Source organism: Streptomyces sp. NPDC032822 (assembly GCF_055578825.1).
This window is the reverse complement of record NZ_JBVIOL010000013.1, coordinates 11,633-36,476: the sequence shown is the minus strand read 5'-3', so window position 1 is coordinate 36,476 and position 24,844 is coordinate 11,633. Positions and strand designations below refer to the sequence as shown.

The following is a 24,844-nucleotide window of genomic DNA, read 5'->3' as shown; positions in this document are numbered from 1 at the left end:
ACTCCGGTCTGCTTCGGTCGTCGGCGGAAAGGGGCTGGGTGGGGGCGGGGACGGTGTTGTCACGACGGGGCGGGCGGATCCGGTTCCACGGCCGGCAGCCACACCCGCACCGTCGAAGGCCCCCGGTTCGCCCAGGAGTGGTAGGGGACCAGGACGATTCCCGTGCGGTCGGCGGCCGGTGGGGCGGCGTCCGCGTCGAGCGGCCGGTAGGGCCAGGTCCGGTCGCGCGGTGTGTCGTACGCGGTGATCCGCCCGGCGGTGACCACGGTGCCGTCGGGCCCGTCCTGCGGCGGGACGGACGGGTCCACCCCGATCACGTCGACGTCGTGTCCGTCCGGCAGGTCCACGGACTCGGCGCAGTACACCAGCGGCCCGCGCTGCACGGCCACCGTGCCGCGGACGGCGTCGACGCGCGGATCGGCCCGGATCCAGCGCGGCCGTACGGGCAGTTCGAGCCGGATCTCGTCACCGGGCCGGAAATCGCGGGTCACCGCGGCCGTGCCCGGGGCGACGGTCCGGCGGGTCCCGTCCGGCTCGACGAGCCACGCCGTGGCGCCCTCCGTCCAGGCGGGGACGCGCAGCGACACCGTCCACGGGCGGTCCGAGGACGACCGGTCGACGCGCACGGTCACGGTGCCGCCCGACGGGTAGTCGGTACGGACGCGCAGCGCGACCCCGTGCCCCCCTGCGAGCGTGGTGGCGATCCGCGCGTCGGCGTACTGGTGCAGCTGCACCCCGTGGTCGTCGGCCGTCGCGAGGTACGCGGGCAGCTGGGCCAGCGTCCGCGCCACATTGGTCGGGCAGCAGGACACCGCGAACCAGGGCGCGCGCAGGCCCGACTCGGCGCGCGGGCTCACCGCGTCCGCGGCGGGCACGGCGCCCCGGTGGCGTCGGTGCAGGGTGTTGGCGTAGAAGAAGGAGCGGCCGTCCTGTGCCGGAGAGGTCGCGACCACGTTGAACAGGGTCCGCTCGGCGAGGTCGGCGAACCGTGGCTCGCCGGTGGCCAGCAGCAGCCGCCAACTGAGCATCACGGAGGCGACGCCGGCGCAGGTCTCCGAGTAGGCGCGGTCCGGCGGGAGGACGAAGTCGTCGCCGAAGGCCTCGTCCCGGTGGTGCGAGCCCATGCCACCGGTCAGATAGGTCCGTCGGGCGACCGTCGCCTCCCACTGCCGTACGACCGCGTCGAGGAGGTCCTCGTCCCCGGTCTCCACGGCCACGTCGACGGCGCCGGCGGCGAGGTAGAGGGCGCGTACGGCGTGGCCGCGCAGCACCGTGGCCCGGCGCACGGGCAGGTCGTCCTGGTAGTAGACGCGGCCGAACTCGCCGTCGGCGAGCGTGCCGTGGCCACGGCGGTCGACGAAGAGCGCGGCCTGGTCGAGGTAGCGCTGCTCCCCCGTCAGCCTGGCCAGTTCGACCAGGGCCGTCTCGATCTCGGGATGGCCGCAGACGCCCTGGACGCCGCCTCGGCCGAACGTGGTGCAGATGTGGTCGGCGGCCCGGCGGGCGATCTTCGTCAGCTCGCCCTCGCCCCGGGCCCGGGCCTGCGCGACGCCCGCCTGGATGAGGAACCCGTGGCAGTACAGCTCGTGGCCCCATTCGAGGTCGCTGTAGCGGGGTGGCTGTCCGGGGCGGCCGAAGGCGGTGTTCAGATAGCCGTCCGGTTCCTGGGCGGGCGCGACGGCCTCGGTGAGTGCGGCGATGTCCGTGTCGAGTGTGCCCGCGGTGCCGGCCTGCCAGGCCATGGCTTCGAGGAGCTTGTAGACCTCGGAGTCGGCGAACTCCCGGCCGCGCCGGTCCTGTTGGATGCGGCCCTCGGCGGCGGCCCGGAAGTTGCCGGTCCAGCCGGCGCGTTCCATCCAGTCCCGGCAGTGGCCGAGGGTGGCGGTCTCGTTGGTGTGCCGGCGGCGGGCCCAGAAGCCGCCGGTGATGCTGACCTCGTCGAGCCCTAGCGGTCGCAGCCTGCCGCGGGTCGGCGCCACCGGCAGGACGAGGGACCCCGCTGTGTTCTCCTTCACCACTTCATGCCTTCGGTTCATCCCTTCGGTCATCCGTCCGGGCGGTCCGTCCAGGTGGTGCGGCATCGGGTACGTCAGCCCTTGAGCGCGCCGGACATGAAGCCCCGTATGTAGTGCCGTTGCAGCAGCAGGAACAGGAGGAGGCAGGGCACGGCGAGGACCACCACGCCCGCCTCGGTGGCGCCGTAGTCGACGGCGCCCATGCTCTGCTGCCGCAGGTTCGCGACGGCCAGGGGCAGCGGTGCCTTCTGGCTGTCGGAGATGAGGATCAGCGGCGCGATGAAGTCGTTCCAGGCCGCGAGGAACGCGAACAGGCCGACGGTGATCAGTCCCGGGCGTACGGCGGGGAGGAGCACGCGGCGCAGCGCGCCCGCCGTGCCGCAGCCGTCGACGAGTGCCGACTCCTCCAGTTCGCGCGGGACGGCCTCGAAGGAGATCCGCATCATGAAGGTGGCGAACGGCAGTTGGAACATGGCCAGGACCAGGCTCAGTCCGATCAGGGAGTTCTGCAGGTGGAGCCGGCCGAGCAGGACGTAGAGCGGGATGAGGAGGGTGGCGTAGGGGACCATGAGGATGGCCAGGGTGAGCAGGAACAGCAGGTTCTTGCCGGGGAAGTCGAAGCGGGCGAAGGCGTAGCCGCCCAGCAGCGACACTCCGAGGGTCAGGGCGACGGTCAGCGCGGAGACGACGGTGCTGTTCAGGAGGTAGCGCCACAGGCCCGCGTCGTAGTCGAGCAGCGTGCGGTAGTTGCCGAGGCCGTAGCCGGACTCCTGTGCGGTGCCGGGCTGACCGCTGACCGAGGCCCAGGTGTTCCACAGCAGCGGGAAGAGGAAGACGACCGCCAGCCCTCCGGCGACGACGTAGTAGGGCGTGCGGCCGAGGGCGCGGGTCAGCACCGTGGTGTCCCTTCCCATGAGGTGGTGCTCATGACTCGTCGGCGCGGCGCAGTCCGCGGAACTGGAGGACGTTGAGGAGGAGCAGCACGCCCAGGACGGTGATCGACAGGGCCGCCGCGGTGCCCAGGTCCAGCCGCTGGAAGGCCTCGCGGTAGATCAACTGGACGACGGTGACGGTGCTGTTGTCCGGTCCGCCCTTGGTGAGGATGAAGAACTGGTCGAAGGCCAGCAGGGATCCGGTCACACACAGCAGCAGGGTCAGGGCGAGGGACGGCCGCAGCAGGGGCAGCGTGATGGAGCGGAAGATCTGGCCGCGGCTCGCGCCGTCCATGCGGGCGGCCTCGAACACCTCCTGGGGGATGCGCTGGAGGCCCACGAGGAGGATCAGCATGTAGAAGCCGGCGAACTTCCAGACGATGAGGAAGACCGTCGACAGCAGGGCGGAGGTCGGTGTGCCGAGGAAGGACACCGGGTCGTCGACGAGGCCGAGTTTCTCCAGGACGCGGCTGAGCGGGCCGGTGGTGGGGCTGTACAGGCCCCAGAACAGCAGGGACGCGGAGGCCAGTCCCAGGGCGCCGGGCAGGAAGTAGACCGTGCGGAAGAAGCCCGCCCCGGGCCGGGACTCCTGCACCAGCAGGGCGAGCAGGAGGGCGAGGCCCAGGAGGACGACCGTGACGATCACGGTGTAGAGGAGGGTGAAGCGGACCGCGGGCCAGAACAGGGTGCTGTCGGTCGCGCCGGTGTAGTTCTCGGGGGCGTTGAGGCCTCGGTCGCCCGCGAGGAGCGGCCAGTCGCTGAGCGACATCTGGCCGACGAGCAGCAGCGGCAGCAGGAAGAACACCGCGACGAACACGGCGGTGGGGGCCGCGTAGGCGAGGCCCTGCGCCGTGCGGGACGACCGCCGGCGCGCGGGTGCGCGCCGGGGGCGGGTCCGGTGCTCCGGCGGGCCCTGGTGCGTGGGCGCCGTGCGGTCGGCCGCCTTCACCTGCATGGCGCTCCTCTGCCGTGTGAGGGAGGGGTGCTGATGTCGATGCCGGTGTCCGGGCCGCGGGCCGGAAGCCGTGACCGGCGGCTGCGGGTCCGTGAGGGCCGCCTCGCCCGTTCCGCACGGGGTGCCCGCTCAGTCGGTCAGGGATGCGCTGACCGCCTCGTTGTCCTTCTCGACCTTCGCCCCGTCACCGAAGACGGCGTCGCGCATCAGGCTCAGCCAGGGCCCGTTGGGGTCGTTGAAGGTCTGGCCGAACTTCAGCGCGTACGGGGTACGGCCGTCGGCCACCAGTTCGTTGATGGTCACCAGCCGTGGGTCCGCCCGGGAGTACTTGTTGGACGCGAGGTCGGTGCGGGCCACCACGTCCTTGTGCGCGGCGACCACGTCGACCTGGGCCTTGTCGCCCAGTGACCAGGCGAGGAAGTTCCAGGCCTGGTCGGCCGACCCGCTGGTGGCGGCGATACCGATGGCGTCGCCGCCGACGAAGGTGGACCTGCCACCGTCGGGTCCGGGGATGGGTGCGACACCGAGGTCGAGGTCCTTGGGCATCAGGCCCAGGGTGGTCGACGGCATGGGCATGACGCCGACCTTGCCCTTCGGGAAGACGCCGGTCCAGGTCGTGCCCGTCTCCTCGCGTGCTCCGGGGGCCACGATGTCGTCGTCGACCCACCCGCGGTAGGTGTCGTACACCTTCTTCGCGGTGTCGGAGGAGAGCTCCGCCTCGGTTCCCTCCTTGTTCAGCACCTCCTGCCCCGCGGCCCAGATCGACGGCCACCAGGTGAAGACGCCGCAGCCGCCGCAGTTGCCGCCGAAGAAGGTGCCGTTGACGCCCGAGCCCAGCGCGTCGACGGCCCGGGCCTGCCGGTCCCACTCGGCCAGGCTGGTGGGCGGCTTGTCGGGGTCGAGCTTCGCCTGCCGGTAGAGGTCCTTGTTGTAGAAGAGCACCGACAGGTCGAGGGTGTGCGGCACGACGTACTTCCTGTCCTCGTACGTGCCGGCCTTGATGTGCGACTGGGCGAGGTGCTCGGCGAAGGGCAGGGCGTCGACGCGTTCGGTGAGGTCGGCGAAGAGCCCGCTGGAGGTGTAGTTCGGGACGAACACCACGTCGGAGGCGAACAGGTCGGGCAGGTCCTTCGAGCCGGCGGCGGCACCGACCTTGGCCTGGTAGTCGTCGGTGGGGACGACGGTCAGCTCGATCCTGTTCTTGTGGCTGGCGTTGTACGCCTTGACCAGGGCCTCGCTCTGCGGCCGGGTCGCCGCGCGCGTCCACATCGTCAGGGTGACGCCGTCATCGATGCCGTCGGCGTCCGCCGCCCCGCCTCCTCCCCCGCCGCCCGAGCCGCCTTCGCCCGAGCCGCAGGCCGTGACCAGGCTCGCCGCGGCGAGCAGGGCGACGGTGCCGGTGACGAGGCGGCGTGCGCGTCGACGTGGTCCGACCGTGCTCCCCATGTTCGCTCCCCCTCTTGTCGCGACAGGCCGTGTGCGGTCGGCCGTCGGGACAATGGATGCCGATGGCTGTGATGGCGCTGCGCTGTGCGACAGGAAGAGACCGAAAAGGTTTTCTGCGACGCTAGAACTCGACCCGTCGCCCGTCAATCCCCCTGTAACAAAAGCGCGTCGACGGATCATCGAAAGGCGGAGGAGATCCCCGTCCGAAACCTTTCGCGTACTGTTTTACGCCCGACGTGTCAGCCTCGACGGCCCCGGCACGCGACACGAGGCAGGAGTACCCCATGGCACAGGCCACCGACCCCTCTCGTTCGCAGCCCACCACGCTCAGCGACGTCGCCCGGCTGGCAGGCGTGTCCATCGCCACCGCGTCCAAGGCCCTCAACGGCCGCAGCCAGGTGCGCGCCGAGACCCGGCAGCGCGTCATCGACGCGGCCGAGCGACTGTCCTTCCGGCCCAACCAACTGGCCCGCGGCCTGCTCGCCGGACGCACCGGCACCGTCGGCCTGCTCACCAGCGACCTGGAGGGCAGGTTCAGCATCCCCATCCTCATGGGCGCCGAGGACGCCTTCGGAGCGGGCGAGGTCGCGGTGTTCCTCTGCGACGCCCGCGGGGACGCGATCCGCGAGCAGCACCACGTGCGCGCGCTGCTCGGCCGCCGGGTCGACGGCCTCATCGTGGTCGGCAGCCGGACCGATCCGCGCCCGTCCCTGGGCCGCGAGTTGACCGTTCCCGTCGTCTACGCGTACGCGCCGTCGCAGGACCCGGCGGATCTGTCCATCGTGCCCGACAACGTGGGCGCCGGCCGGATCGCCGTGGACCATCTGCTCGCCTGCGGACGCGGGCGGATCGCGCACATCACGGGCGACCCCGGGTATCTCGCGGCGCGGGAGCGGGCCGAGGGCGCCCGGTCCGCGCTCGCCGACGCCGGCCTCGCCCTGGTCGGCGAGCCACGGTTCGGGGTGTGGTCGGAGGGCTGGGGGCGGGCGGCCACCGCGATGCTGTTCGACCAGCACCCGGACGTCGACGCCGTCCTGTGCGGCAGCGACCAGATCGCCCGTGGCGTGATGGACGTGCTGCGCGAGCGCGGCCATCGGGTCCCGGAGGACGTGGCGGTCATGGGCTTCGACAACTGGCGGGTGCTGACGTCCGCCTCCCGCCCGCCGCTGACCAGCGTCGACATGAACCTCGAACAGGTCGGACGGGCAGCCGCGCACGCCCTGTTCAGCGCGATCGGCGGAGCCCGGCGCTCGGGCGTCGAGAGCCTGCCGTGCCGCGTGGTGATCAGGGGCTCCACCGCACCGCTGTCCTGACCGGGACGGTCCGCCGACTCGGGCCTCGCGCACCACTCTTGACACTTCCGGGGCCCGCCTCTACGTTGCGAAAACCTTTTAGGTCGTTTCAGAACCTCCCGGGGACACAGGGATCCAGCACCCCCACAGCGCTCCCTCCTCCTCGCTCTCCAGCACCTCTACGTGCACAGCCTCACGTCACGAGCAATGTCCTGAGAACTGTCATGAGCACCACATGAGCGACGGCAGTCGATGCCCCCTCACCCCGCGCGCCCGGGTGCAGACGCTTGCTGTCGACCGGACAGGGAGCAACCGATGAGAAGACCACGGACACCGGTCCCGCAAGGGCCCGGCACCTCTCCCCGCTACGCCGCCGCACGAGGCGACGGCCGCACGACCCGGCTCCGGCTCGACGCGGCCCCGAAGACCGGTCGGTCCTCGGGAGGCCGGGGAACGGCGGGCCCTGTGATGAGACGCCTCCTTGTCGCACTGGTCCTCATCGTCTGTTCCGTCGTCACCGCGACCCCGGCCCACGCCGCGCAGACCATCGGGTTCCCCACCTTCAGCGGGCCCGCGATCCCGGCACCGCCCGTCGACTACACGCCCGGCGACATGATGCAGAGCATCTACGACGCGGAGAGCTCCGGGACCGACTTCTGGATGGACCGCCTGCTGGCCCGTTCGGGCAACGACCCGGCGGGACCCTGGCTGATGAGCCGTGGGCGCGCGGTGTTCATGAAGGAGCACGACCCCTCCCGGTTCGGGTTCGGCGGCAAGGTCGCCTACTGGGAGAGCATCAACGACAACAGCGCCTACACCGTCGCGATCACCCCGGGAACCTTCACCGAACAGGTCTCCCAGCGCCGGCAGGTACCCAGCCACTGGAAGAGCGTGCACACCAGCGGCTCGGTCACGGTCGAGCAGACCAAGTTCATCACCGACAACAACGTCGCCGTGACCAACCTGTCCCTCAAGAACAACGGCAGCGCCTCGACCACACTACGGTTGCGGGCCACGTCCCCGTACGCCACCACGGGCAGCGGCAGCGAGCTGACCGGGCAGGTCAACGCCTACAACAACCTCACCACCATCCGACCGCGGCTCACCGGCGACGGTTTCGCCGTCTCCGGCGGCGGCCTCGACCGGTCCGTGACGATCGCGGCCGGAGCCACGGTGAGCACCAAGGTGGTGATGGGCTTCGTCACCGACGAGATCCCCGGATCGCTCACCGAGTACAACGCCTACGCGGGCCACTCCCCCGCGACCGCGTTCGCCACCCACGTCCGGGCCTACAACCTGTGGTGGGCGAAGAACGTGCCCTACATCGACGTGCCCGAGGACGCGATCAAGAAGAACATCTACTACCGCTGGTGGCTGATGCGCTTCAACAGCCTCGACGCCGACATCCCCGGCCAGACCTTCCAGTTCCCGACCTCGACCGAGGGCGTCCTCGGCTACAACAACGCGATCGCGCTCACCCAGCCGATGCACATCGACGACCTCAAGTACCTGCGCAACCCGGCCTACGCGTACGGGGACTGGATCGGCGTCGGCCAGACCTCCAAGGGCGGCCGGTTCCTCGACAACCCCGGCGACCCGGAGAACTGGTCCAACAGCTATACCCAGTACATCGCCGAGGCGGCGTGGAAGAGCTACCAGATCCACGGCGGCCAGCCGGGCATCGCCGCCAACCTGGCCCGCTACGCCGAGGGCGACGTCAAGGGACAGCTCGCGTACTACGACCACGACGACAACAAGCTCATCGAGTACGACTGGGGCGCCCTGACCGGCAACGACGCCGACGCCGTCTCCTTCCACTGGAAGCCCGGCACCATGGACCGCGCCGAGTCCGCCTACCAGTACAGCGGCGCGCTCGCCGCCGCGCAGGCCTACGAGGCGACCGGCAACACCGCCAAGGCCACCGAGATGCGCACCCTCGCGACCCAGATCAAGGACGCGATCGTCAATGTGCTCTGGAACCCGAACCGGCAGTTGTTCGAACACCGGTTGAAGTCGACCAACGAATGGGTGCCCTGGAAGGAGATCAACAACTACTACCCGTTCTCGGTCGGAGCCGTCCCCGACACCGCGACGTACAAGCAGGCTCTGCGGCTGTACGACGATCCGGCCCAGTACCCGGTCTTCCCCTTCTACACGGCGAACCAGGTCGACAAGAAGGCGGCGGCCGAGGCCGGGGAGCCGGGCTCGAACAACTTCTCCACCATCAACTCGACCGTCCAGTTCCGGCTCTACTCCTCGGTGCTGCGCAAGTACCCCAACTCCTGGATGAACGCGACCGACTACAAGAAGCTGCTCTACTGGAACACCTGGGCGCAGTACGTCGGCGGCAACACCCAGTGGCCGGACGCCAACGAGTTCTGGGCCGACTGGAACGGCAGCTCCATCAACTACCGGTCCTGGATCCACCACAACATCCTCGGCAGCAGCAACTGGACCGTGATCGAGGACGTCGCCGGCCTACGGCCCCGTAACGACGCCAAGGTCGAGGTGTCCCCGATCGACATCGGCTGGAGTCACTTCACCGTCAACAACCTCCGTTACCGGGGCGCCGACCTGTCCCTCGTCTGGGACGACCCGGCCGACGGAGTGGTGCGCTATCCCGGCGTCCCGGAGGGCTACTCGATCTACGTCGACGGAAGCCGGGCCGCCACCGTCAACTCGCTGGTGCCCTTCACCTGGGATCCCGCCACCGGCGACGTCACCACCACCGGCACGGTCACCCACCACACCTCCGTGGCCGGGCTGAAGGCCCCCAACCAGGTCGTGCAGAGCAGCCCCCAGATGGTCGACATGCTCGCCAAGGCCGGCGTCGACCTGACCGCCGACCTGACCAACCTGGCCTCCGGAGCGACCGTGTCCGCCTCGCACACCGGTTCAGGCAGCACCACGGCCGGCGCGGTCGACGGCTACCCCACCAACGAACCGTTCTGGGGCGCGGGCGGCTCCGCAGGCAGCCAGGACTGGTACGAGCTGAACCTCGGCACGGCCCGCACGCTCAACGAGGTGCGCCTGTACTTCAAGGACAGCCGCCCGGCCAGTACCACCTACCGGGCCCCGTCCGCGTACACCATCCAGTACTACAACGGCAGTTCATGGGTGAGCGCACCGGGGCAGGCCAAGAGCCCGGCCGTGCCGCGGGCCAACTACAACGTGGTGCAGTTCCCGACGATCAGCGCCCAGCGCATACGGGTCCTGGCCACCAACGCGTCCGGCGCGAAGACGGGCCTCACCGAGGTCAAGGTCTACAACCGGGGCGGTGTCCAGCCGCCGGCCAACCAGGCGGGGTCCGCGACGGCGTCCGCGTCGTACACCTCCTCGTGGGAGAGCGTCACCGCGGTCAACGACGGGATCGACCCGCCGTCGTCCAACGACACCGTGAACCCGCGCTGGGGCACCTGGCCACAGACGGGCCAGCAGTGGGCCGAGCTGACCTGGCCTAGCGCGAAGACCCTCGACAGGGCCGAGGTGTACTTCTTCGACGACGACCAAGGCATCGACATGCCCGCCTCTTGGAAACTGCAGTACTGGAACGGCAGCGCCTACGTCGACATGCCCGGCGCCGGCACCTACCCGCTGGCCAAGAACCAGTACAACACCGTCACCTTCACCCCCACGAGCACCACCCGGCTCCGAGTGCTGCTCACCGGCAACGGCACCAACTCCGTCGGCCTCCTTGAGACAAAGGTGTACGGCCCCACCACCACCTCCCAGCGCTGAAGGGTGTGCCCCGTGACCCGTTCCAGATGCCTGTCCGTGCTCACCGCCGTGTTCGCCATGGTGGTCACCTTCCTGGCCGCACCTCCACCCGCGGGCGCCGCGACCGCCGCCGTCGCCTTCACCTCGACGGGCGTCAACCAGAACGGCGGCAACTGCCTTGATGTCCCGGGTGGTTCGACGGCCGATGGAACACAGTTGCGCGCCAACACGTGTACCTCCGGTGCGAGCCAGGGGTTCGGCTTCACCCCGGTCGCGGGGACGTCCGACACCTACACGATCAGTACGCACGCTTCCGGCCGGTGTGTCGACGTCTACGGCGCGTCCACCGCGGACAACGCCACGGTCATCCAGTGGACCTGCCACAACGGGACGAACCAGCAGTGGCGGCTCGTCCCCGTGACCGTCGGCGGAACCGACAGGACCTTCCACCTCGTCTCCGTCGGCTCCGGCAAGTGCGTCGCGCCGAGCGGCGGCTCGTCGGCCTCCGGCACCGGCCTGGTGCAACTGCCCTGCGGCACCGCGAACGGCAGGGTGTGGCACCTGCCCGGCTTCACCGGCGGCGGCACGAGCCCGGGCACGTTCACCAACCCGCTCTCCCAGCGCGGCCCCGACCCCTGGCTGACGTACCACGACGGTTTCTACTACCTCGCCACGACCACCTGGAACTCGACGATCACCATGCGCAGGGCGAGCACGCTCGCCGGGCTCGCCACGGCCACCGACCAGGTCATCTTCCGCCTCACCCGGCCCAACGGCGCCGGCACGATGTGGGCTCCGGAGTTCCATCTGCTCGACGGCCCGAACGGAAAGCGGTGGTACTTCTACTACACGGCCGGACGGGAGCCGTACGACCTGGGCACCCAGCGGATCCACGTGCTGGAGAGCGCGGGCCTGGACCCGATGGGGCCCTACAGCTTCAAGGCCGACCTGCTCGACCCGACCCAGGACAACACCTGGGAGCTGGACCCGGGCATCCTCCAACTGGACGGCAAGCTCTACCTGTTGGGCACCTTCTACAACGGGTCGCAGCCGATGTTCATCCGGCCGTTGTCGAACCCGTGGACCGCCAGTGGCACCCGCCGGGTGCTGTCCACTCCGACGTACGGCTGGGAGACGGTGGGCGGCGCGGTCAACGAGGGTGCCGAGGTCCTCCAGCGGGGCGGCAGGACGTTCATCGTCTACTCCGCCAGCCACTGCTCGACGCCCGACTACAAACTGGGCATGCTCACCCACAACGGCGGCGACCCGCTCAACTCCTCCTCGTGGGTCAAGTCACCGAACCCGGTCTTCCAGCGGTCCACCGCCAACGGTGTGTACGGGCCGGGCCACAACGGCTTCTTCAAGTCGCCCGACGGGACCGAGGACTGGATCGTCTACCACGCCAACAGTTCCGCCTCCGGGGGCTGCGACATGAACCGCAGCACGAGGGCTCAGAAGTTCACCTGGAACGCCGACGGCACACCGAACTTCGGCACACCGGCGCCCCTCGGCGTCCAACTGCCCGCGCCGTCAGGGGAGTAGCCCGATGTGACGATCCCGGTTCCCGTCCCGCTGGACGGCTCTGCTCACGGCGGTGATCGGCTCGGTCCTGGGCACCGCCACGATCACGTCCTGACGCCGACGACGGGGGCAGGTCGCAGGGCCAGGAGGAGGTCCGCCGAGACACGGCCGGTGGCCGTCACAGCCCGAGGATCAGATCACGTACGGCGGACGGCCGGGAGAGGAACGGGTGGTGGCCCGCGTCGAGTTCCACGGCGCTGCCCGCCCTCCCGGCGTACTCGCGTTGCCGTGCGACAGGGGTGCCTCTGTCCTGGGCGCAGACGAGGTACGTCGAGGGCACGTGCCGCCATGCGGCCGCTGCCACCGGCTGCTCAAGGACCGCCAGGCTCTGCCGGGCCGTCTTGTCCAGGGCCTGTCCCCGGATCCGCGGATCGCAGTCCTGGAGGAACGTCTCGGCCAGCGCGTCGGGCCGGACGGTGAAGGTGCCGGCCTCGTGATCGATGTCGAGAAACGGGGCCGGCCCCTCGCCGCCGAACGACGAAAGGCTCTGCCCGACCTCGGGCAGGTAACTCGACACGAGCAGCAGGTGGTGCACGGCGTCGATGCCCGCAGCCGCCTCCGCGGTGACGATCCCGCCGTAGCTGTGGGCGACCACGACGGTCGGCTCGTCGCTCGCCGTCAACACCTGCCGGACCGCGGCGACATCCTCGGCCAGCCCAGGTCCCCCCGCGCCCGCCGGCTCCCCCGTCTCGCCGCAACTCGGCAGGGCGGGCGCCTCGCCGGCGACACCCCGCTCGGCCAGCAGCTCGCCGGTTCGGTGCCACCACCACGAACCGTCCCTGACGCACGCCCCGTGCACGAAAACGACCCTCATCACGCCCTCCTCGTGTTCCTCGTCCACCTGCGAACGACATTAGACGTAGCGCCGGTTACGTGAAAAGGTGAGGCGATGGGCAGGCAGCGGCAACCGGAGATCAGGCAGCGGCTCCTCGTCGCGTGCACCGACCACGCGCTCGAACACGGGCTTCCCGACCGGCTCGAACCGCTGGCCATCGCCGCGGGCGCCTCCAGCCGGATGCTGATCTACCACTTCGGAACCCGTGACGGACTGCTCCGCGAGATCCTCGGACAGGCCCGGCAGCGCCAGCTTCAGGCCTTCACCGAGCTGATACGCCTGCGAGCCGACGAGCCCTACCCGATCACCCTCGCCCGCGCCTGGTCCGCGATCTCCGGGCCGGAGGGCAAGCCCTACCTCCGCATGTTCAGCCGGCTGCACGACACCGCGGGAGAGCCTCTGTGGCCCGGCTTCCGGCGGACCGCCACCACCGACTGGCTCGCGCCCCTGGAGACCGGCATGGCCAGCCTGGGGCGACCCGAGCTGGCCACCGTCGTCCTCGCCGTCATCCGTGGCCTCCTCATGGACCTGGACGCGACCGGCGACGCCCCGCGCACGCACCAGGCCTTCCGGGACTTCCTCACCACGATCGACACGGCCTGAGAGCATCGCTCACGGAGGGTGTCAGCCCTGGGGCGAGGGGGTGTCACCCGGTCACATACGCGTTGAGCGGCGACAGTCCGTCCAGGTCTGCCTGGAGGCCCTTCAGCCGGGAGGTGTGGAGGAAGGTGCGTACCGGCACGTACACCGGTATCGCCGCCGCCTGCTCCATCACCCGGCGGTCGACCGTGGACCACTTCTCGCCCGCGGCCGCCAGGTCGGCCGTCGCGTTGGCCTCGTCGATCGCGGTGTTGACCGCCTCGCTGTTCAGCCGGGCGAAGTTGGACGTGGTCGGGTAGGTGTAACGGCCGTCGAAGGAGTCGCACGGTCCGTCCCAAGACCAACGGCATGACCAGATAGGGCACTTCACCGTCCGCCCCGTGGTCGTAGACCGGCACGATGTACGAGCTGTCCAGCGCGGCGGCGGCCCGCGCCTCCCGCCCGAACATGGCGAGCAGCCGCTCCCACTCGGCACCTACCGTCCCCGGCGGCAGGCTCAACAGCTTCACGGCCACCGTACGTTCGGGCCGCGCGTCCCTGGCCCGCCACACCACGCCCATACCGCCCGCGCCGATCCGCTCCGTGAGCGTGTACCGGCCGTCCAGGACCGTGCCCCGCATCCCCGCCCTCACTCGCTCAGGCATTCGGCGGTCTCAATGTACCTATGCGCTCCGCGAGTTGAGGGGTTCGCGCGTGAGGTACGGGAGTCCGCCCCGACCGGTGCGGACAACGCCGATGGGCTCCGGTCCGGGCGAGGCCCTGGTGCGGGCGCGCTCGTCGCCGCGGGGACGGCGTCGGCGATGGCGCCGCCCGCACCGGACGGCGCCTGTTCGATGCCGGGGCGGAGTCGCGGCGGGCGTTCGATCTCGCCGAGCGGCGCCTCCCCGCGGGCAGCACGGTGAGCGCCGGCTCCGAGGGTGATGGCGCGAGGCCGTGCTCGCACCCTGAGCCCCGTTCCTCGGCTACCGGCGGGCGTTGAGCCGGGCGGCCTGCCGTGTCAGGTGGTCCCGTTCGGCGAGGTTGGGTGCCTTCTGGGCCGCCTCGGCGTACAGCCGTGCCGCGGTGATCAGGTCGCCGTCGCGTTCGTGGAGGTACGCCGCCACCGCGGTGTGGCGGGGCAGCGAGTCGTCCAGCACCGCGAGTGCCGCCAGGCCGGCGCGCGGCCCGTCGGCCTCACCGACGGCCACCGCCCGGTTGAGCCGGACGACCGGGTTGTCGGTCAGGCGCGCGAGTTCGTCGTACCACTCGACGATCTGCACCCAGTCGGTCTCCTCGGCGGTGAGCGCGTCGGCGTGGAGTGCCGCGATGGCGGCCTGGGCCTGGAACTCGCCAAGGCGGTCGCGGGCGAGTGCCGCCTGCAGGATCTCGACGCCCTCGGCGATCGACTTCGTGTCCCATCGGCCGCGGTCTTGTTCGGCGAGCGTGACGAGACTGCCGTCGGGCGCGGTCCGGGCGGCGCGCCGGGCATGGTGGAGCAGCATGAGGGCGAGCAGGCCCGACACCTCGGGGTGGTCGATCGCGGCGGCGAGCTGCCGGGTGAGCCGGATGGCCTCGGCCGAGAGGTCGACGTCGCCGGAGTAGCCCTCGTTGAAGACCAGGTAGAGGACGCGCAGCACGGTGGCGACGTCGCCGGGCTGGTCGAAGCGCACGCCGGAGACGGTGCGCTTGGCCCGGCTGATGCGCTGCGCCATGGTCGCCTCGGGCACCAGGTAGGCCTGGGCGATCTGGCGGGTGGTCAGCCCGCCGACGGCACGCAGCGTGAGCGCGACCGCGGAGGACGGTGTCAGCGACGGGTGGGCGCACAGGAAGTAGAGCTGGAGCGTGTCGTCCAGGGCCGGCGCGGGCCCGGTCACCGGCTCCTCGTCGACGAGGTCCTCACGCCGGCGGCGGGCGGTGTCCGCGCGGGTCGCGTCGAGGAACTTGCGCCAGGCCACGGTGACCAGCCAGCCCTTCGCATCCCGCGGAGGGTCGGCCGGCCACACACGGACCGCCTCGACCAGTGCGTCCTGCACGGCGTCCTCGGCCGCCGCGAAGTCGGCTCCGCGGCGGACGAGGATCCCGAGCACGCTCGGCGTGAGGCTCCGGAGCAGTACCTCGTTCACTTGAAGGAACACTCCGAGATGGTGGGCGAGGCGCCGTAGAACGGGCGCAGCTCAAGCCACTCCTGGATCGGTTTCCCGCCCGCCCCGGGGGCGGCCGACAGCTCCCCGGCCAGCTCGACGGCGCGCTCGTAGCTGTCGACGTCGATCACCATCCAGCCGGCGATGAGGTCCTTGGTCTCGACGAACGGGCCGTCGGTGACCGGCGGGCGTCCCTCGCCGTCGTACCGGACGAACGTCCCTTCAGGGGCGAGCGCCTGGCTGTCGACGAACTCGCCGGTCTCCTCCAGGCGGTCCGCGAAGTCGCGCATGTACCGCACATGCGCGGAGATCTCCTCCGGCGTCCACTGGTCCATCGGCACGTCGTTGGCGGAAGCCGGGGCGCCTCGGTAGTGCTTGAGCAGCAGGTACTTGGCCATCGTGGTTCTCCTCGGTACGACTGCGACCCATTGTGGTCACGTTCACCACGGAGACGGAGCCGGGCACGGGTTCTCGACATCTCCGGATCCGTTCGGCGGAGAAATCTCGAATCTCGCCTTGCGATGTGCGACGGTCGCCACGGACGGAATGCGTAAGAGTAAATCACTCATTGATTAGATTGCACTTGAAACAAGTGGAAGCCGCTCGTAGCGTCGGGGGCATGCCGCCTGGCCAGTCCATCAGCACTTATTGATGAATCGGTAAATCGACTTGGCTCCCGCCCTGAGCCTTCAGACGCACTACCGGTCTCGGGGGCGGCTCCGGCACTCCCCGTCCGCACGCGAAGGAGCAAAAAAGGTGTACTCGAAACGCACGGTGATCGTCGGCGGCGGCCTGGTAGGGCTCACCGCCGCGGCCTCCCTCCAACTCATCGGCCATGAAGTCATCGTGCTGGAGCAGGCACCGCGGATTCGAGCCGCCGGCGCCGGAATCGGCCTGTGGGCCAACGCGTTGCGAGAGTTCGACCACCTCGGCGTCGGCCCGGCGATCCGCGCCATGGGCATCGAACAGAACACGTGGTTCTTCAGCCCTGCCGGCGATCCCGTCCGCGCTCCTGGCTACACCGACAGCGATCACCGGTTCCTGCTCGTGCCGCGTCCCGAGTTGAACGACCTTCTGGCCGGCACCGTCGGTCGCGACCACATCCGCCTGGACGCCCACGTGACCGGATACACCGAGACCGCATCGGACGTCGTCGTACACCTCGCCAACGGCGAAAGACTTCACGCGGATCTGCTGGTCGGCGCGGACGGCGTCCACTCACACGTGCGCAAGCAACTGCTGCCGGGGAGCGATGCCGTAGCGCACTCCGGCCACTACGCCTGGCGCGCGATCGTGCCGACCGGCGTCCACGGCCCGGAGGCCACCGTGCTCACCGTCGGCCATCGCCGAACCCGCGGCGGGTTCGCGAGGATCGCCCGCGATCGGACCATGTGGATGGTCAACCAGTTCGATGGCGGACCGCTCACCGGAAGCAAGCGCGAACGGGCACTGGAACGCGCCCGGAACCTGGCCGAGGCGGGATGGAACGACGGCCTTCTCTCCCTGATCGCCGAAACGCCGGAGGAGTCCATCCTGGAGAACCAGGTCACGCTGGTCCCGGAACTGCCCCGTTGGACCAGCACGCGGGTCGCTCTGATCGGTGACGCCGCCCACGGGCTGTCGCCCCACATCGCCTCCGGCGGCACTCTCGGCATCGAAGACGTCGGCGTCCTGCGCACCAGCCTGTCGTCCGAGGCCCACACCGAAAAGGCCCTCACTGCCTACGAGCACGCCCGCAGCGCCCGCTTCGAAGCGGTGCGCGAGCACTCCGCTGCCGTCGAACAAGCCGCCGACGCAGCCGAATTCGCGCAACGTTACGCCGCGTTCAGCCACTGGATGCTCACCACGGCACCCGCCACCTGACCTGACACCTGCCGACGGGGCGATCGCCTCATAGACATCTCCACGGATGAGGACATCGCCCACGAATTTCCATACCCATACAACAGGAAACGGGTAGCACATGCCGGACTGGATAGACCTCGCGGAGTCCTTGCTGACGTCGCCCGCCCTCTACGCCGTGCTCATCGCGGTCTCCTTACTCGACTCCTTCCTGCCGTTGATCCCGAGTGAACCGGTCGTGATTCTCGCAGGCGTCGCCGGCGCGACCGGGCAGACCAACATCATGCTGGTCATCGCCGCTACGACGGCCGGCGCCTTTCTCGGCGACCTCGTCCCCTACTCCGTCGGCCGGTTGATGGGGGAACGCGTGGTGAAGCGCCTGCCAGTCGGCACCAAGCGCCGCAAAGCGTATGACTGGTTCGACCGCGAACTCGCGTCACGCGGCGGATTCGTCCTCGTCTCCACGCGCTTCATTCCGGTCGGACGCTATCTCGCCACAGGAACGGCGGGGGTGGTGCGATACCCACTGCGCACGTTCATGCTGTACGTCGCGCTGTCCACCTCCACATGGAGTGCCTATACCGCGCTGTCGGGATATCTCGGCGGCGTCTTCTTCCAGGAGAACACGCTCCTCGCCATCGCCGTCGGCGTCGGTTTCGCGTGCGCCGTGACCGCGGTGGTGGAGTTGTCGCGATGTGTTCGGCGCCGCAGGAACCCCGCCGCGCCGAACGGCGTCGTCGCCGGCGAACACTGAGTGTGCCCCCGTGGTGAACAGCCGGATCAACGCGCCCTTGATGACGCGAAGTTCACCCGGTCTCCGGCTCGGCGAAGCGGAACTCCTTGCCGCGCTCGGCGCCGCCCTGTCTCGCCTCGGTCGCGTCACGGAAAGCGGCCAGCGCGGCCCGACGGCGGTGCAGAGCCTCGATGTCCTCGTCCATCCTCTCCAGGTGCGTGGTCATCGTTCGCAGCACCTCCGGGCAGGGGTCGATCCCCGGTCCGGCGCCGGTGGCACACGGCAGCATCCCGCGGATGGCGTCGGTGGTCAGCCCGGCCGCCAGCATGCCCCGGATGCGTGCGACGACATACGGGGCGTCGGGGGCGTACACCCGGTATCCGCCGGTGGAGCGGTCCGGGCACAGCAGGCCCTGCTCGTCGTAGTACCGCAGCAGCCGGGCCGCGACTCCGGTCCGCCGTGACAGCTCGCCTATCAGCACTGACTCTCCTCGTACGCCTGGGGCTTGACCTTCACACCGGTGTGATGGGTCAACGTACGAGGCATGCGCAATTCATTCCCCACCCTCGCCACCACCGTCACCGGAACCGGCCCGGGAGTGCTGCTCGCCCACGGCGCCACCGGCAGCATCGACGGCAACTTCGCACCGGTCCTGCCCGCCCTCGCCGCCGCCCACACCGTCGTCGCCCCGGACTACCCCGGCTCGGGCGGCACCCCTGCCGCCGACGCCCCACTGGACCTCGACGCACTCACGGACGCGGTCGTCGACTCCGCCGTACGGCGCGGTGTGGGCCGGTTCGCGGTGCTCGGCTTCTCGCTCGGCACGCAGGTGGCGGTGCGCGCTGCCGTACGCCATCCCGAGCGGGTCACCGCGCTCGTACTGACCGCCGGATTCGCCCGGCCCGACGACCACTTGCTCGGTCTCCTCCCCGGCTGGCGGGCCGAGGCGTCACCCGCGCTCCACCCGCAGATCGACCTGATCCCCTCTCTCGACACCACGGGCGACCTGGCCGAGGTCGCCGTCCCCTCGCTGGTCGTCGCGACGACCGCCGACACCTTGGTCCTGCCCGCGGGCTCCCGCGCCCTGGCGGCCGGAATCCGGGGCGCGCGATCCGTGGAGATCGACAGCGACCATGTGGTCATGGTCGAACGACCGGAGGAGTGGCTCGAACCGGTCCTCGGTTTCCTCCGCTCCCTCCCCGTCCCCGTGCTTTCGGTCGGGAAGGACGGTGAAGGGAGGTGAGGCTGCAGGTCGTCCTCCCGAACGAGACCGCGGGTGCCGACCCGCACCGACTCGCCGAACTGGCACAGCGGGCCGAGGCGCTGGGCTACGACACGGCGTGGCTCCCCGACCACGTCCTGCCGCCCGGCGAGTACGGCCCGGTGTACGGAGGGGTCCTCGAACCGCTGGTGACCATGGGCTGGCTGGCGGCGGCGACCAGCCGCATCCGGTTCGGCACCTCCGTGCTCGTCCTGCCCCTGCGCAGTCCCTTCGTGGTGGCCAAGCAGGTCGCGACCCTCCACGCGCTGTCCGGCGGACGGATCACCCTGGGGGTGGGGATCGGCTGGGACGAACGCGAGTTCACCGCCGTCGGCGCCGACTTCAGGAGCCGGGCCGCCCGCACGGACGAGGGCATCGCCCTGCTCCGGCATCTGTTCCGGGACGGCCGGGGCCCCTTCGAGGGCCGCTGGTACGGCTTCGAGACGGGCGTCTTCGAGCCGCGCCCCGAGGGTGCGGTGCCGGTGATGACCGGCGGTGTCACCGACGCCGCCCTGCGCCGGGCGGCCCGGCACGCCGACGTCTGGCAGGGCGTGGGCCTGGACCCGGCGACGTTCGGCGAGCGGCTGGCGTATCTGCGGGCCCGTACCGAGGACGGTCGTGCGGTGTCCCCCGGCACCCGGATCGAGTGGCACGGTCCGGACCGCACTGTCGGCGAGGCCGCCCGCACCGCGGAGGCCTTCCGGGCCGCTGGAGCCGAGCACCTCGCGGTGCACTTCGGCGACCCGGACGGATACGCACGGCGGATGACCGCCTTCGCTCAGGCGACCCGGCTGCCGTGCGACTGAGGACCTCCCGTGACGCCGACGGCCGGTCCGCTCGGCCGTGCCCTCCGGCTCGGAACAGCGGGCGACAGGTCATGAGCGTGACCGGGCGTGTCGGCCGACCTCACCACCGGAGACGGAAGGCCCACGATGTCCGTGACCGGCCACGACCTCGCTGCCGAGGGCGGTCAGAGACGGAAGATCCGTCGTGCGTTGCCGGACAGGAACAGTCCGGTGGTCTCCTCGTCCAGGCCCAGGTCACCAAGGTGTTCCAGCGCCTGTCCAGGGGTGATCATGGGATAGTTCGAGCCGAACAGCACCTTCCTACGGCCCCTGCCGCGCAGGTAGTCGACCAGTTCACGCGGGTAACGGCGGGCGGTGTAGGCGCTGGTGTCGATGTAGACGTTGGCGTGCTTGTCGGCGACCGCGATCATCTCCGTGGTCCACGGGTAGCCGATGTGTCCGCACACGATGGTCAGTTCGGGGAAGTCGAGTGCCACCTGGTCGATGTACGGGATGGGACGGCCGGTCTCGGACGGACGCAGCGGGCCGGTGTGCCCGACCTGGGTGCAGAAGGGGATGCCGAGGTCGACGCAGGCCGTGTAGAGCGGGTAGTACAGCCGGTCGGTGGGCGGGAGTTGCCACAGCCAGGGCACGATCCGCAGGGCCGTGAAGCCCAGTTCCTGCACGGCGCGGCGAAGTTCACGCACCGCCCGGACCGGCCGGGTGAGGTCCGCGCCCGCCACGCCACGCAGTCGTCCCTCGGACTGGGCGACGAACTCCGCCACCTCGTCGTTGCTGATGAGCGGCCCCAGAGGCCCGTACCAGGCCGCGGACAGTCCGATCTCGACATCGGCCGAGGCCATCGCGGCCACCGTGGCCTTGACCGGCAACTGCTCCTCCAGCACTCCCTGTCCCGTCCATCGGCGCAAGGACTCGAACATCTCGTGGTTCGAGTGACGGAGCGTGGGGTGCTGCATCCACGCATCGATGACCGGCACGGGCTCCCTGCCCTTCTCCTGGCCCTGCCGGCCGTGCTGCGCCGGAGGCGGCTGAGCAATCGCTTAACCAGACCCTAGTCGCTCCTTCGGATGGAGCGTGGTGGATTCCGCTCGCGGTGATCCGGGATGTCAGGGAGCGGTCGCCTCGGCCGGCTCCGGCTTGTTCGACGGTGTGCGGGCGGGGCCCTGTGGTCCTCGGGCGAGGATGTAGAGGAAGAGGGCGGCCATGACGACGACCCCTGCCCACATCGCTCTCTGCCAGCCGTCGACGAACGACTCCTGGGCCGCACGGATCAGCGACTGCGCCTGAGGGCCCGCCTGATGCGCCGCGTCGAGGGCGTTGGCGACGCCTTCGCGCGCGGTGCCGGCGGGGCCCTGGGGAACGTCGGCGAGGTCGGCGCCGAGTCGGGAGTCGATGGCGTTGCGGTAGCCGGAGGACAGGAGCGCTCCGAGCAGGGCGACGCCGAGCGCGGTGCCGAACTCGCGGGTGACGTCGTTGAGTGCGGACGCGACACCTTGGCGCTCTGCCGGGAGGGTGCTGGTGATGGCCTCGGTGGAGGGTGTCATCGACAGCCCCATGCCGATGCCCATGGCGAGCATGCCGGGCAGGACGGACAGGTAACCGCCGTCGACGGAGACGTCGGCGGCCATCAGCGCCAGGCCGGCGCCGGCCAGGAGGATGCCCGTGGCCATGGTCGCCCGGGCGCCGCTCCGCACGGCCAGCCGTGGGGCGAGGCCGGAGGCCGCCATCATGAGCACGGCCATCGGCATCAACGCCAGGGTGGACAGCAGCCCCGACCAGCCGAGGACGGCCTGGAAGAAGGGGAACAGGACCACGAAGACGCCCGCTTGGACCCCGAAGACCACCAGCAGCGTGATCGAGCCACCCGCCAGACCGCGTGCGCCGAACAGGCGCACGTCCAGGAGCGCGGCATCCCCTCGGCGCAGTTCCCAGGCCACGAAGGCGACGGCGGCGGGGATACCGACGACCAGGCCGAGCAGGGTCGCGGGGGCGGTCCAGCCCCGCTCGGGCCCTTCCTGGAGTACGAAGATGAGTCCGACCACCGCGACGACGGACGTCAGCGCGCCGACGGTGTCGAAAGCGTGCCCGGACGTCTCACGGGAGTCGGGGACGGCTCGCCGAGTCATGACGAGGGCCACCAGGACGAGCGCGACGGGCAGGACGAACAGCCACCGCCAGTTCGCCACGTCGACCAGGGCGGCCGAGAGGAACATGCCCAGGACTCCGCCACCACCGGCCACACCGGTCCACACGCCGATCGCCCGTCCCCGCTCCTCCTCGGGGAAGGTCGAGGTGATGACGGCGAGGGTGATGGGCATGATCATCGCCGCCCCCGCTCCGCCGAGCAGGCGAGCCGCGAGCATGACCTCGGACGAAGGAGCCAGACCTGCCACCACACTGGCGACGCCGAAGACGGTCAGGCCGGTGAGCAGCATGGGCTTGCGGCCGAAGCGGTCGCCGATCGCACCGAACGGCAACAGGAGTGCGGCCAGACTGAGCGTGTAGAGGTTGATGATCCACAGGACCGTGCTCTGCGAGGCGCCGAAGGCGACGGCGAGGTCGGGCTGGGCGACATTGAGCCCGGACACCGAGGCGACGACGGCCATCAACGCGACACAGACGGCGATCAGGATCGTGCGACGCCGACGCGCGTCGGGCATGCCCTCGTCAGGGGCGCCGCTCGGGTCGGCATTCTGCCGGGGAGGCGGGTTCGTACTCATGGATCCTGGAATTCCTCTCGACGGAGCGTGCGGACATCTGCGCCGGAGCAGGAGCTCAGGCGCCATGGGTGTCAGGGGTGGGTGGGCCGGGCCCCGCCCTTCGCTCACGTGGCGGGTGCGGGGGCGGGGGGGGCGGGCTGGTGTGTGCGGGCGGTCAGGCGGGGGTGATGTCGCGCTGTACGGCGGTCACCGACACCGCCTCCCGGCCGTCGTGGGTCCGCACACGAACGACGCTAACCGGGTCTTGCCGCAGGGGCATACAATGTTGCCCATGACGCAAGAAGATGGCGAGCTGGACAGCCTGGTACGCAAACGCATCCGCGCCCTGCGTGTGGCCCAGGGCTGGTCCCTGGAGGAGCTGGCCACCCGCGCCCAGGTCAGCCAGTCCACACTCAGCCGCATCGAGAACGGCCGACGCCGGCTGGCTCTGGACCAGCTCGTCACCCTCGCCCGCGCCCTGGACACCTCCCTCGACCAACTGGTCGAGACCGCGACGGACGACGTCGTCTCCAGCCCGATGATCGACGCCGCCCACGGGCGGATGCGCTGGCCCATCAAGGCGGAACCCGGCATGTCCGTCGTACGCCAGCGCATCACCGACCCACCGCCCGACAACCCCTCGCGGATGCGCGCCCACACGGGCCGCGAGTGGCTCGTCGTCCTCTCCGGCACCGCGATCCTGCTCCTGGGCAACCGGCGTCTGCGGATCGAGACCAACCAGGCCGCGGAGTTCCCCACGATGCTCCCGCACGCCATCGGCGCCGAGGGCGGACCGTGCGAGCTCCTGGGCATCTTCGACCGTGACGCCCGCCGCAGCCACCAGCGCGGCGAGGACGCCGGGAGGACGAGCCGCCCGGCACCATGAACGTTTGCGCGTTCCGCCGCACAACCGGCCATCGCCTTGCGCATTCCGCAACCCACCGGGTCTCAGGCGGACGGCCCGCCTAGCTTGGGCGCATGAGCCACCCCTCACCGCAGACAACGCACCACGGCGCGCACCCCGCTCACGCACAAGAGCACGAGCACACGCACGACACGGGTGACCAGGCGGAGCTGCTCGACCTGGACGCGGAAGTCCTCGCCGAACACATCGCGTCCCTCACCGCCTGGCTCCCCGTCGAGACCAGCCCCCGCCGCATCGTGGATCTCGGTTGCGGAACCGGAGCCGGCGCCCTCGCCCTGCTCGACCGCTTTCCCCATGCGGAGCTGACAGCCGTCGACCAGTCGGCCGCCCACCTGCACCGCCTCCAGGAGAAGGCAGCCGGAGCGGCCGGCCGCGTGCGCCTCGTGCAGGCGGACCTCGACGCGGCGGTGTGGCCCGAACTCGGCACACCGGAGCTGGTCTGGGCATCGGCGTCCATGCACCACATGGCCGACCCGGACCGCACGCTGCGCCAGGTCCGCGAACTGCTGGCTCCGGGTGGGCTGTTCGCCGTCGTCGAGCTGGCGGGATTCCCCCGGTTCCTGCCCGAAGACGCTCCGGAAAACGCACCCGGTCTCGAAGAACGCTGTCATGCCACCCTCGACCGCCACCACACCGGACAACTCCCCCACCGCGGCGCCGACTGGGGAACGAAACTGACCGAAGCGGGCTTCACCGTGGTGGACGAACGCACCCTCACCGTCCACATCGGCCCACCCCCCACCGATGCGACGGGCCGCTACGCACTCAGCAGCCTGCGCCGCATGCGGGGCGGCATCGCATCCGCGCTGTCGGCCGAGGACCTGGCCGCTCTCGACCAGTTGCTCGACACCGACAGCCCTCACAGCATCCTGCGCCGCTCCGACCTGACGGTGCGCACCGAGCGCACGGTCTGGGCCGCACGCCGTACCTGACCCGTGCGGTCCCGGATGCTCGGGATGTGCGGACGGCGTCGGGCACCGCACCCGCACACCGTTCGGGGCCGGGGGGCCGGGGGGGGGGGGGGGGGGGGAAGGAACCCAGCCCAAAAAAAAAAACCCAGCTTCGGCGGGAGGGGGGGGCACACG

Annotated in this window: 21 protein-coding genes; 10 read left to right on the top strand and 11 right to left on the bottom strand. The window is 70.5% G+C overall.

Features of this window, described 5'->3' with window-relative positions; translation table 11 throughout:
- Window positions 1-59 precede the first annotated feature (59 nt).
- The 4 genes from ACZ5VD_RS31075 to ACZ5VD_RS31060 form a co-directional block, all read right to left on the bottom strand.
- Window positions 60-2,048, bottom strand: a complete 1,989-nt coding sequence (locus ACZ5VD_RS31075) for a glycoside hydrolase family 127 protein (RefSeq protein ID WP_468684040.1) — start codon at window positions 2,046-2,048, stop codon at window positions 60-62.
- 41 nt (window positions 2,049-2,089) lie between these two features.
- Window positions 2,090-2,911, bottom strand: a complete 822-nt coding sequence (locus ACZ5VD_RS31070) for a carbohydrate ABC transporter permease (RefSeq protein WP_468684187.1) — start codon at window positions 2,909-2,911, stop codon at window positions 2,090-2,092.
- Window positions 2,912-2,939: 28 nt separating this feature from the next.
- A complete protein-coding gene (locus tag ACZ5VD_RS31065) occupies window positions 2,940-3,902 on the bottom strand; it encodes a carbohydrate ABC transporter permease (protein ID WP_468684039.1) in 963 nt (320 codons plus the stop codon).
- Between the two features lie 129 nt (window positions 3,903-4,031).
- Window positions 4,032-5,348 (bottom strand): ABC transporter substrate-binding protein, encoded by a 1,317-nt coding sequence (locus tag ACZ5VD_RS31060; protein ID WP_468684038.1) that lies wholly within the window; start codon window positions 5,346-5,348, stop codon window positions 4,032-4,034.
- A 284-nt stretch (window positions 5,349-5,632) separates the two neighbouring features.
- Between ACZ5VD_RS31060 and ACZ5VD_RS31055 the strand changes: the two genes are divergently transcribed.
- The 3 genes from ACZ5VD_RS31055 to ACZ5VD_RS31045 all read left to right on the top strand — a co-directional run bounded on the left by ACZ5VD_RS31055 (window position 5,633) and on the right by ACZ5VD_RS31045 (window position 11,899).
- Window positions 5,633-6,661: a LacI family DNA-binding transcriptional regulator gene (locus ACZ5VD_RS31055; RefSeq protein ID WP_468684037.1), complete on the top strand. Its 1,029-nt coding sequence runs from the start codon at window positions 5,633-5,635 to the stop codon at window positions 6,659-6,661.
- Window positions 6,662-7,108: 447 nt separating this feature from the next.
- On the top strand, window positions 7,109-10,378 hold the full coding sequence (locus ACZ5VD_RS31050; protein ID WP_468684035.1) for a discoidin domain-containing protein: 3,270 nt from the start codon (window positions 7,109-7,111) through the stop codon (window positions 10,376-10,378).
- A 12-nt stretch (window positions 10,379-10,390) separates the two neighbouring features.
- Window positions 10,391-11,899, top strand: a complete 1,509-nt coding sequence (locus ACZ5VD_RS31045; protein WP_468684034.1) for a family 43 glycosylhydrolase — start codon at window positions 10,391-10,393, stop codon at window positions 11,897-11,899.
- Between the two features lie 157 nt (window positions 11,900-12,056).
- On the opposite strand, the gene ACZ5VD_RS31040 is transcribed toward ACZ5VD_RS31045, so the two are convergent.
- Window positions 12,057-12,752, bottom strand: coding sequence for an alpha/beta hydrolase (locus ACZ5VD_RS31040; RefSeq protein ID WP_468684033.1), 696 nt, complete (start codon window positions 12,750-12,752; stop codon window positions 12,057-12,059).
- A 75-nt stretch (window positions 12,753-12,827) separates the two neighbouring features.
- Here ACZ5VD_RS31040 and ACZ5VD_RS31035 point away from each other — a divergent pair, with 75 nt between their 5' ends.
- Window positions 12,828-13,376, top strand: a complete 549-nt coding sequence (locus ACZ5VD_RS31035) for a TetR/AcrR family transcriptional regulator (RefSeq protein WP_468684031.1) — start codon at window positions 12,828-12,830, stop codon at window positions 13,374-13,376.
- 43 nt (window positions 13,377-13,419) lie between these two features.
- Here ACZ5VD_RS31035 and ACZ5VD_RS31030 read toward each other — a convergent pair whose 3' ends face one another.
- From ACZ5VD_RS31030 to ACZ5VD_RS31020, 3 genes are all read right to left on the bottom strand, one after another.
- The gene (locus ACZ5VD_RS31030) at window positions 13,420-13,743 is read right to left on the bottom strand and encodes a hypothetical protein (protein WP_468684029.1); all 324 of its coding nucleotides are present in this window, start codon (window positions 13,741-13,743) and stop codon (window positions 13,420-13,422) included.
- Between the two features lie 592 nt (window positions 13,744-14,335).
- Window positions 14,336-15,475 (bottom strand): RNA polymerase sigma factor, encoded by a 1,140-nt coding sequence (locus ACZ5VD_RS31025; RefSeq protein WP_468684185.1) that lies wholly within the window; start codon window positions 15,473-15,475, stop codon window positions 14,336-14,338.
- Window positions 15,472-15,891 carry a YciI family protein gene (locus ACZ5VD_RS31020; protein WP_468684028.1) on the bottom strand — a complete coding sequence of 140 codons (420 nt, stop codon included), beginning with the start codon at window positions 15,889-15,891 and terminating at the stop codon, window positions 15,472-15,474. The genes ACZ5VD_RS31025 and ACZ5VD_RS31020 overlap by 4 nt, the downstream gene beginning before the upstream one ends.
- Before the next feature lie 271 nt (window positions 15,892-16,162).
- On the opposite strand from ACZ5VD_RS31020, the gene ACZ5VD_RS31015 reads away from it, so the two are divergent.
- Both ACZ5VD_RS31015 and ACZ5VD_RS31010 read left to right on the top strand, forming a co-directional pair.
- Window positions 16,163-17,356: an FAD-dependent monooxygenase gene (locus ACZ5VD_RS31015; protein ID WP_468684026.1), complete on the top strand. Its 1,194-nt coding sequence runs from the start codon at window positions 16,163-16,165 to the stop codon at window positions 17,354-17,356.
- Window positions 17,357-17,456: 100 nt separating this feature from the next.
- Window positions 17,457-18,089 carry a DedA family protein gene (locus ACZ5VD_RS31010; protein ID WP_468684024.1) on the top strand — a complete coding sequence of 211 codons (633 nt, stop codon included), beginning with the start codon at window positions 17,457-17,459 and terminating at the stop codon, window positions 18,087-18,089.
- Window positions 18,090-18,141: 52 nt separating this feature from the next.
- On the opposite strand, the gene ACZ5VD_RS31005 is transcribed toward ACZ5VD_RS31010, so the two are convergent.
- Window positions 18,142-18,549 (bottom strand): MerR family transcriptional regulator, encoded by a 408-nt coding sequence (locus ACZ5VD_RS31005; RefSeq protein WP_468552675.1) that lies wholly within the window; start codon window positions 18,547-18,549, stop codon window positions 18,142-18,144.
- A gap of 63 nt (window positions 18,550-18,612) precedes the next feature.
- Here ACZ5VD_RS31005 and ACZ5VD_RS31000 point away from each other — a divergent pair, with 63 nt between their 5' ends.
- Together ACZ5VD_RS31000 and ACZ5VD_RS30995 are read left to right on the top strand one after the other, a co-directional pair.
- Window positions 18,613-19,311, top strand: coding sequence for an alpha/beta fold hydrolase (locus tag ACZ5VD_RS31000; RefSeq protein WP_468684023.1), 699 nt, complete (start codon window positions 18,613-18,615; stop codon window positions 19,309-19,311).
- On the top strand, window positions 19,308-20,135 hold the full coding sequence (locus tag ACZ5VD_RS30995; protein ID WP_468684021.1) for a TIGR03619 family F420-dependent LLM class oxidoreductase: 828 nt from the start codon (window positions 19,308-19,310) through the stop codon (window positions 20,133-20,135). Before ACZ5VD_RS31000 ends, ACZ5VD_RS30995 begins: the two co-directional genes overlap by 4 nt.
- A 164-nt stretch (window positions 20,136-20,299) precedes the next feature.
- On the opposite strand, the gene ACZ5VD_RS30990 is transcribed toward ACZ5VD_RS30995, so the two are convergent.
- Together ACZ5VD_RS30990 and ACZ5VD_RS30985 are read right to left on the bottom strand one after the other, a co-directional pair.
- Window positions 20,300-21,112, bottom strand: a complete 813-nt coding sequence (locus tag ACZ5VD_RS30990; RefSeq protein WP_468552678.1) for an amidohydrolase family protein — start codon at window positions 21,110-21,112, stop codon at window positions 20,300-20,302.
- A 129-nt stretch (window positions 21,113-21,241) separates the two neighbouring features.
- Window positions 21,242-22,855, bottom strand: a complete 1,614-nt coding sequence (locus ACZ5VD_RS30985; RefSeq protein WP_468684020.1) for an MFS transporter — start codon at window positions 22,853-22,855, stop codon at window positions 21,242-21,244.
- 271 nt (window positions 22,856-23,126) lie between these two features.
- Between ACZ5VD_RS30985 and ACZ5VD_RS30980 the strand changes: the two genes are divergently transcribed.
- Both ACZ5VD_RS30980 and ACZ5VD_RS30975 read left to right on the top strand, forming a co-directional pair.
- Window positions 23,127-23,720: a helix-turn-helix domain-containing protein gene (locus ACZ5VD_RS30980; protein WP_468552680.1), complete on the top strand. Its 594-nt coding sequence runs from the start codon at window positions 23,127-23,129 to the stop codon at window positions 23,718-23,720.
- Window positions 23,721-23,812: 92 nt separating this feature from the next.
- Window positions 23,813-24,691 carry a class I SAM-dependent methyltransferase gene (locus ACZ5VD_RS30975; RefSeq protein ID WP_468552681.1) on the top strand — a complete coding sequence of 293 codons (879 nt, stop codon included), beginning with the start codon at window positions 23,813-23,815 and terminating at the stop codon, window positions 24,689-24,691.
- Window positions 24,692-24,844 lie beyond the last annotated feature (153 nt).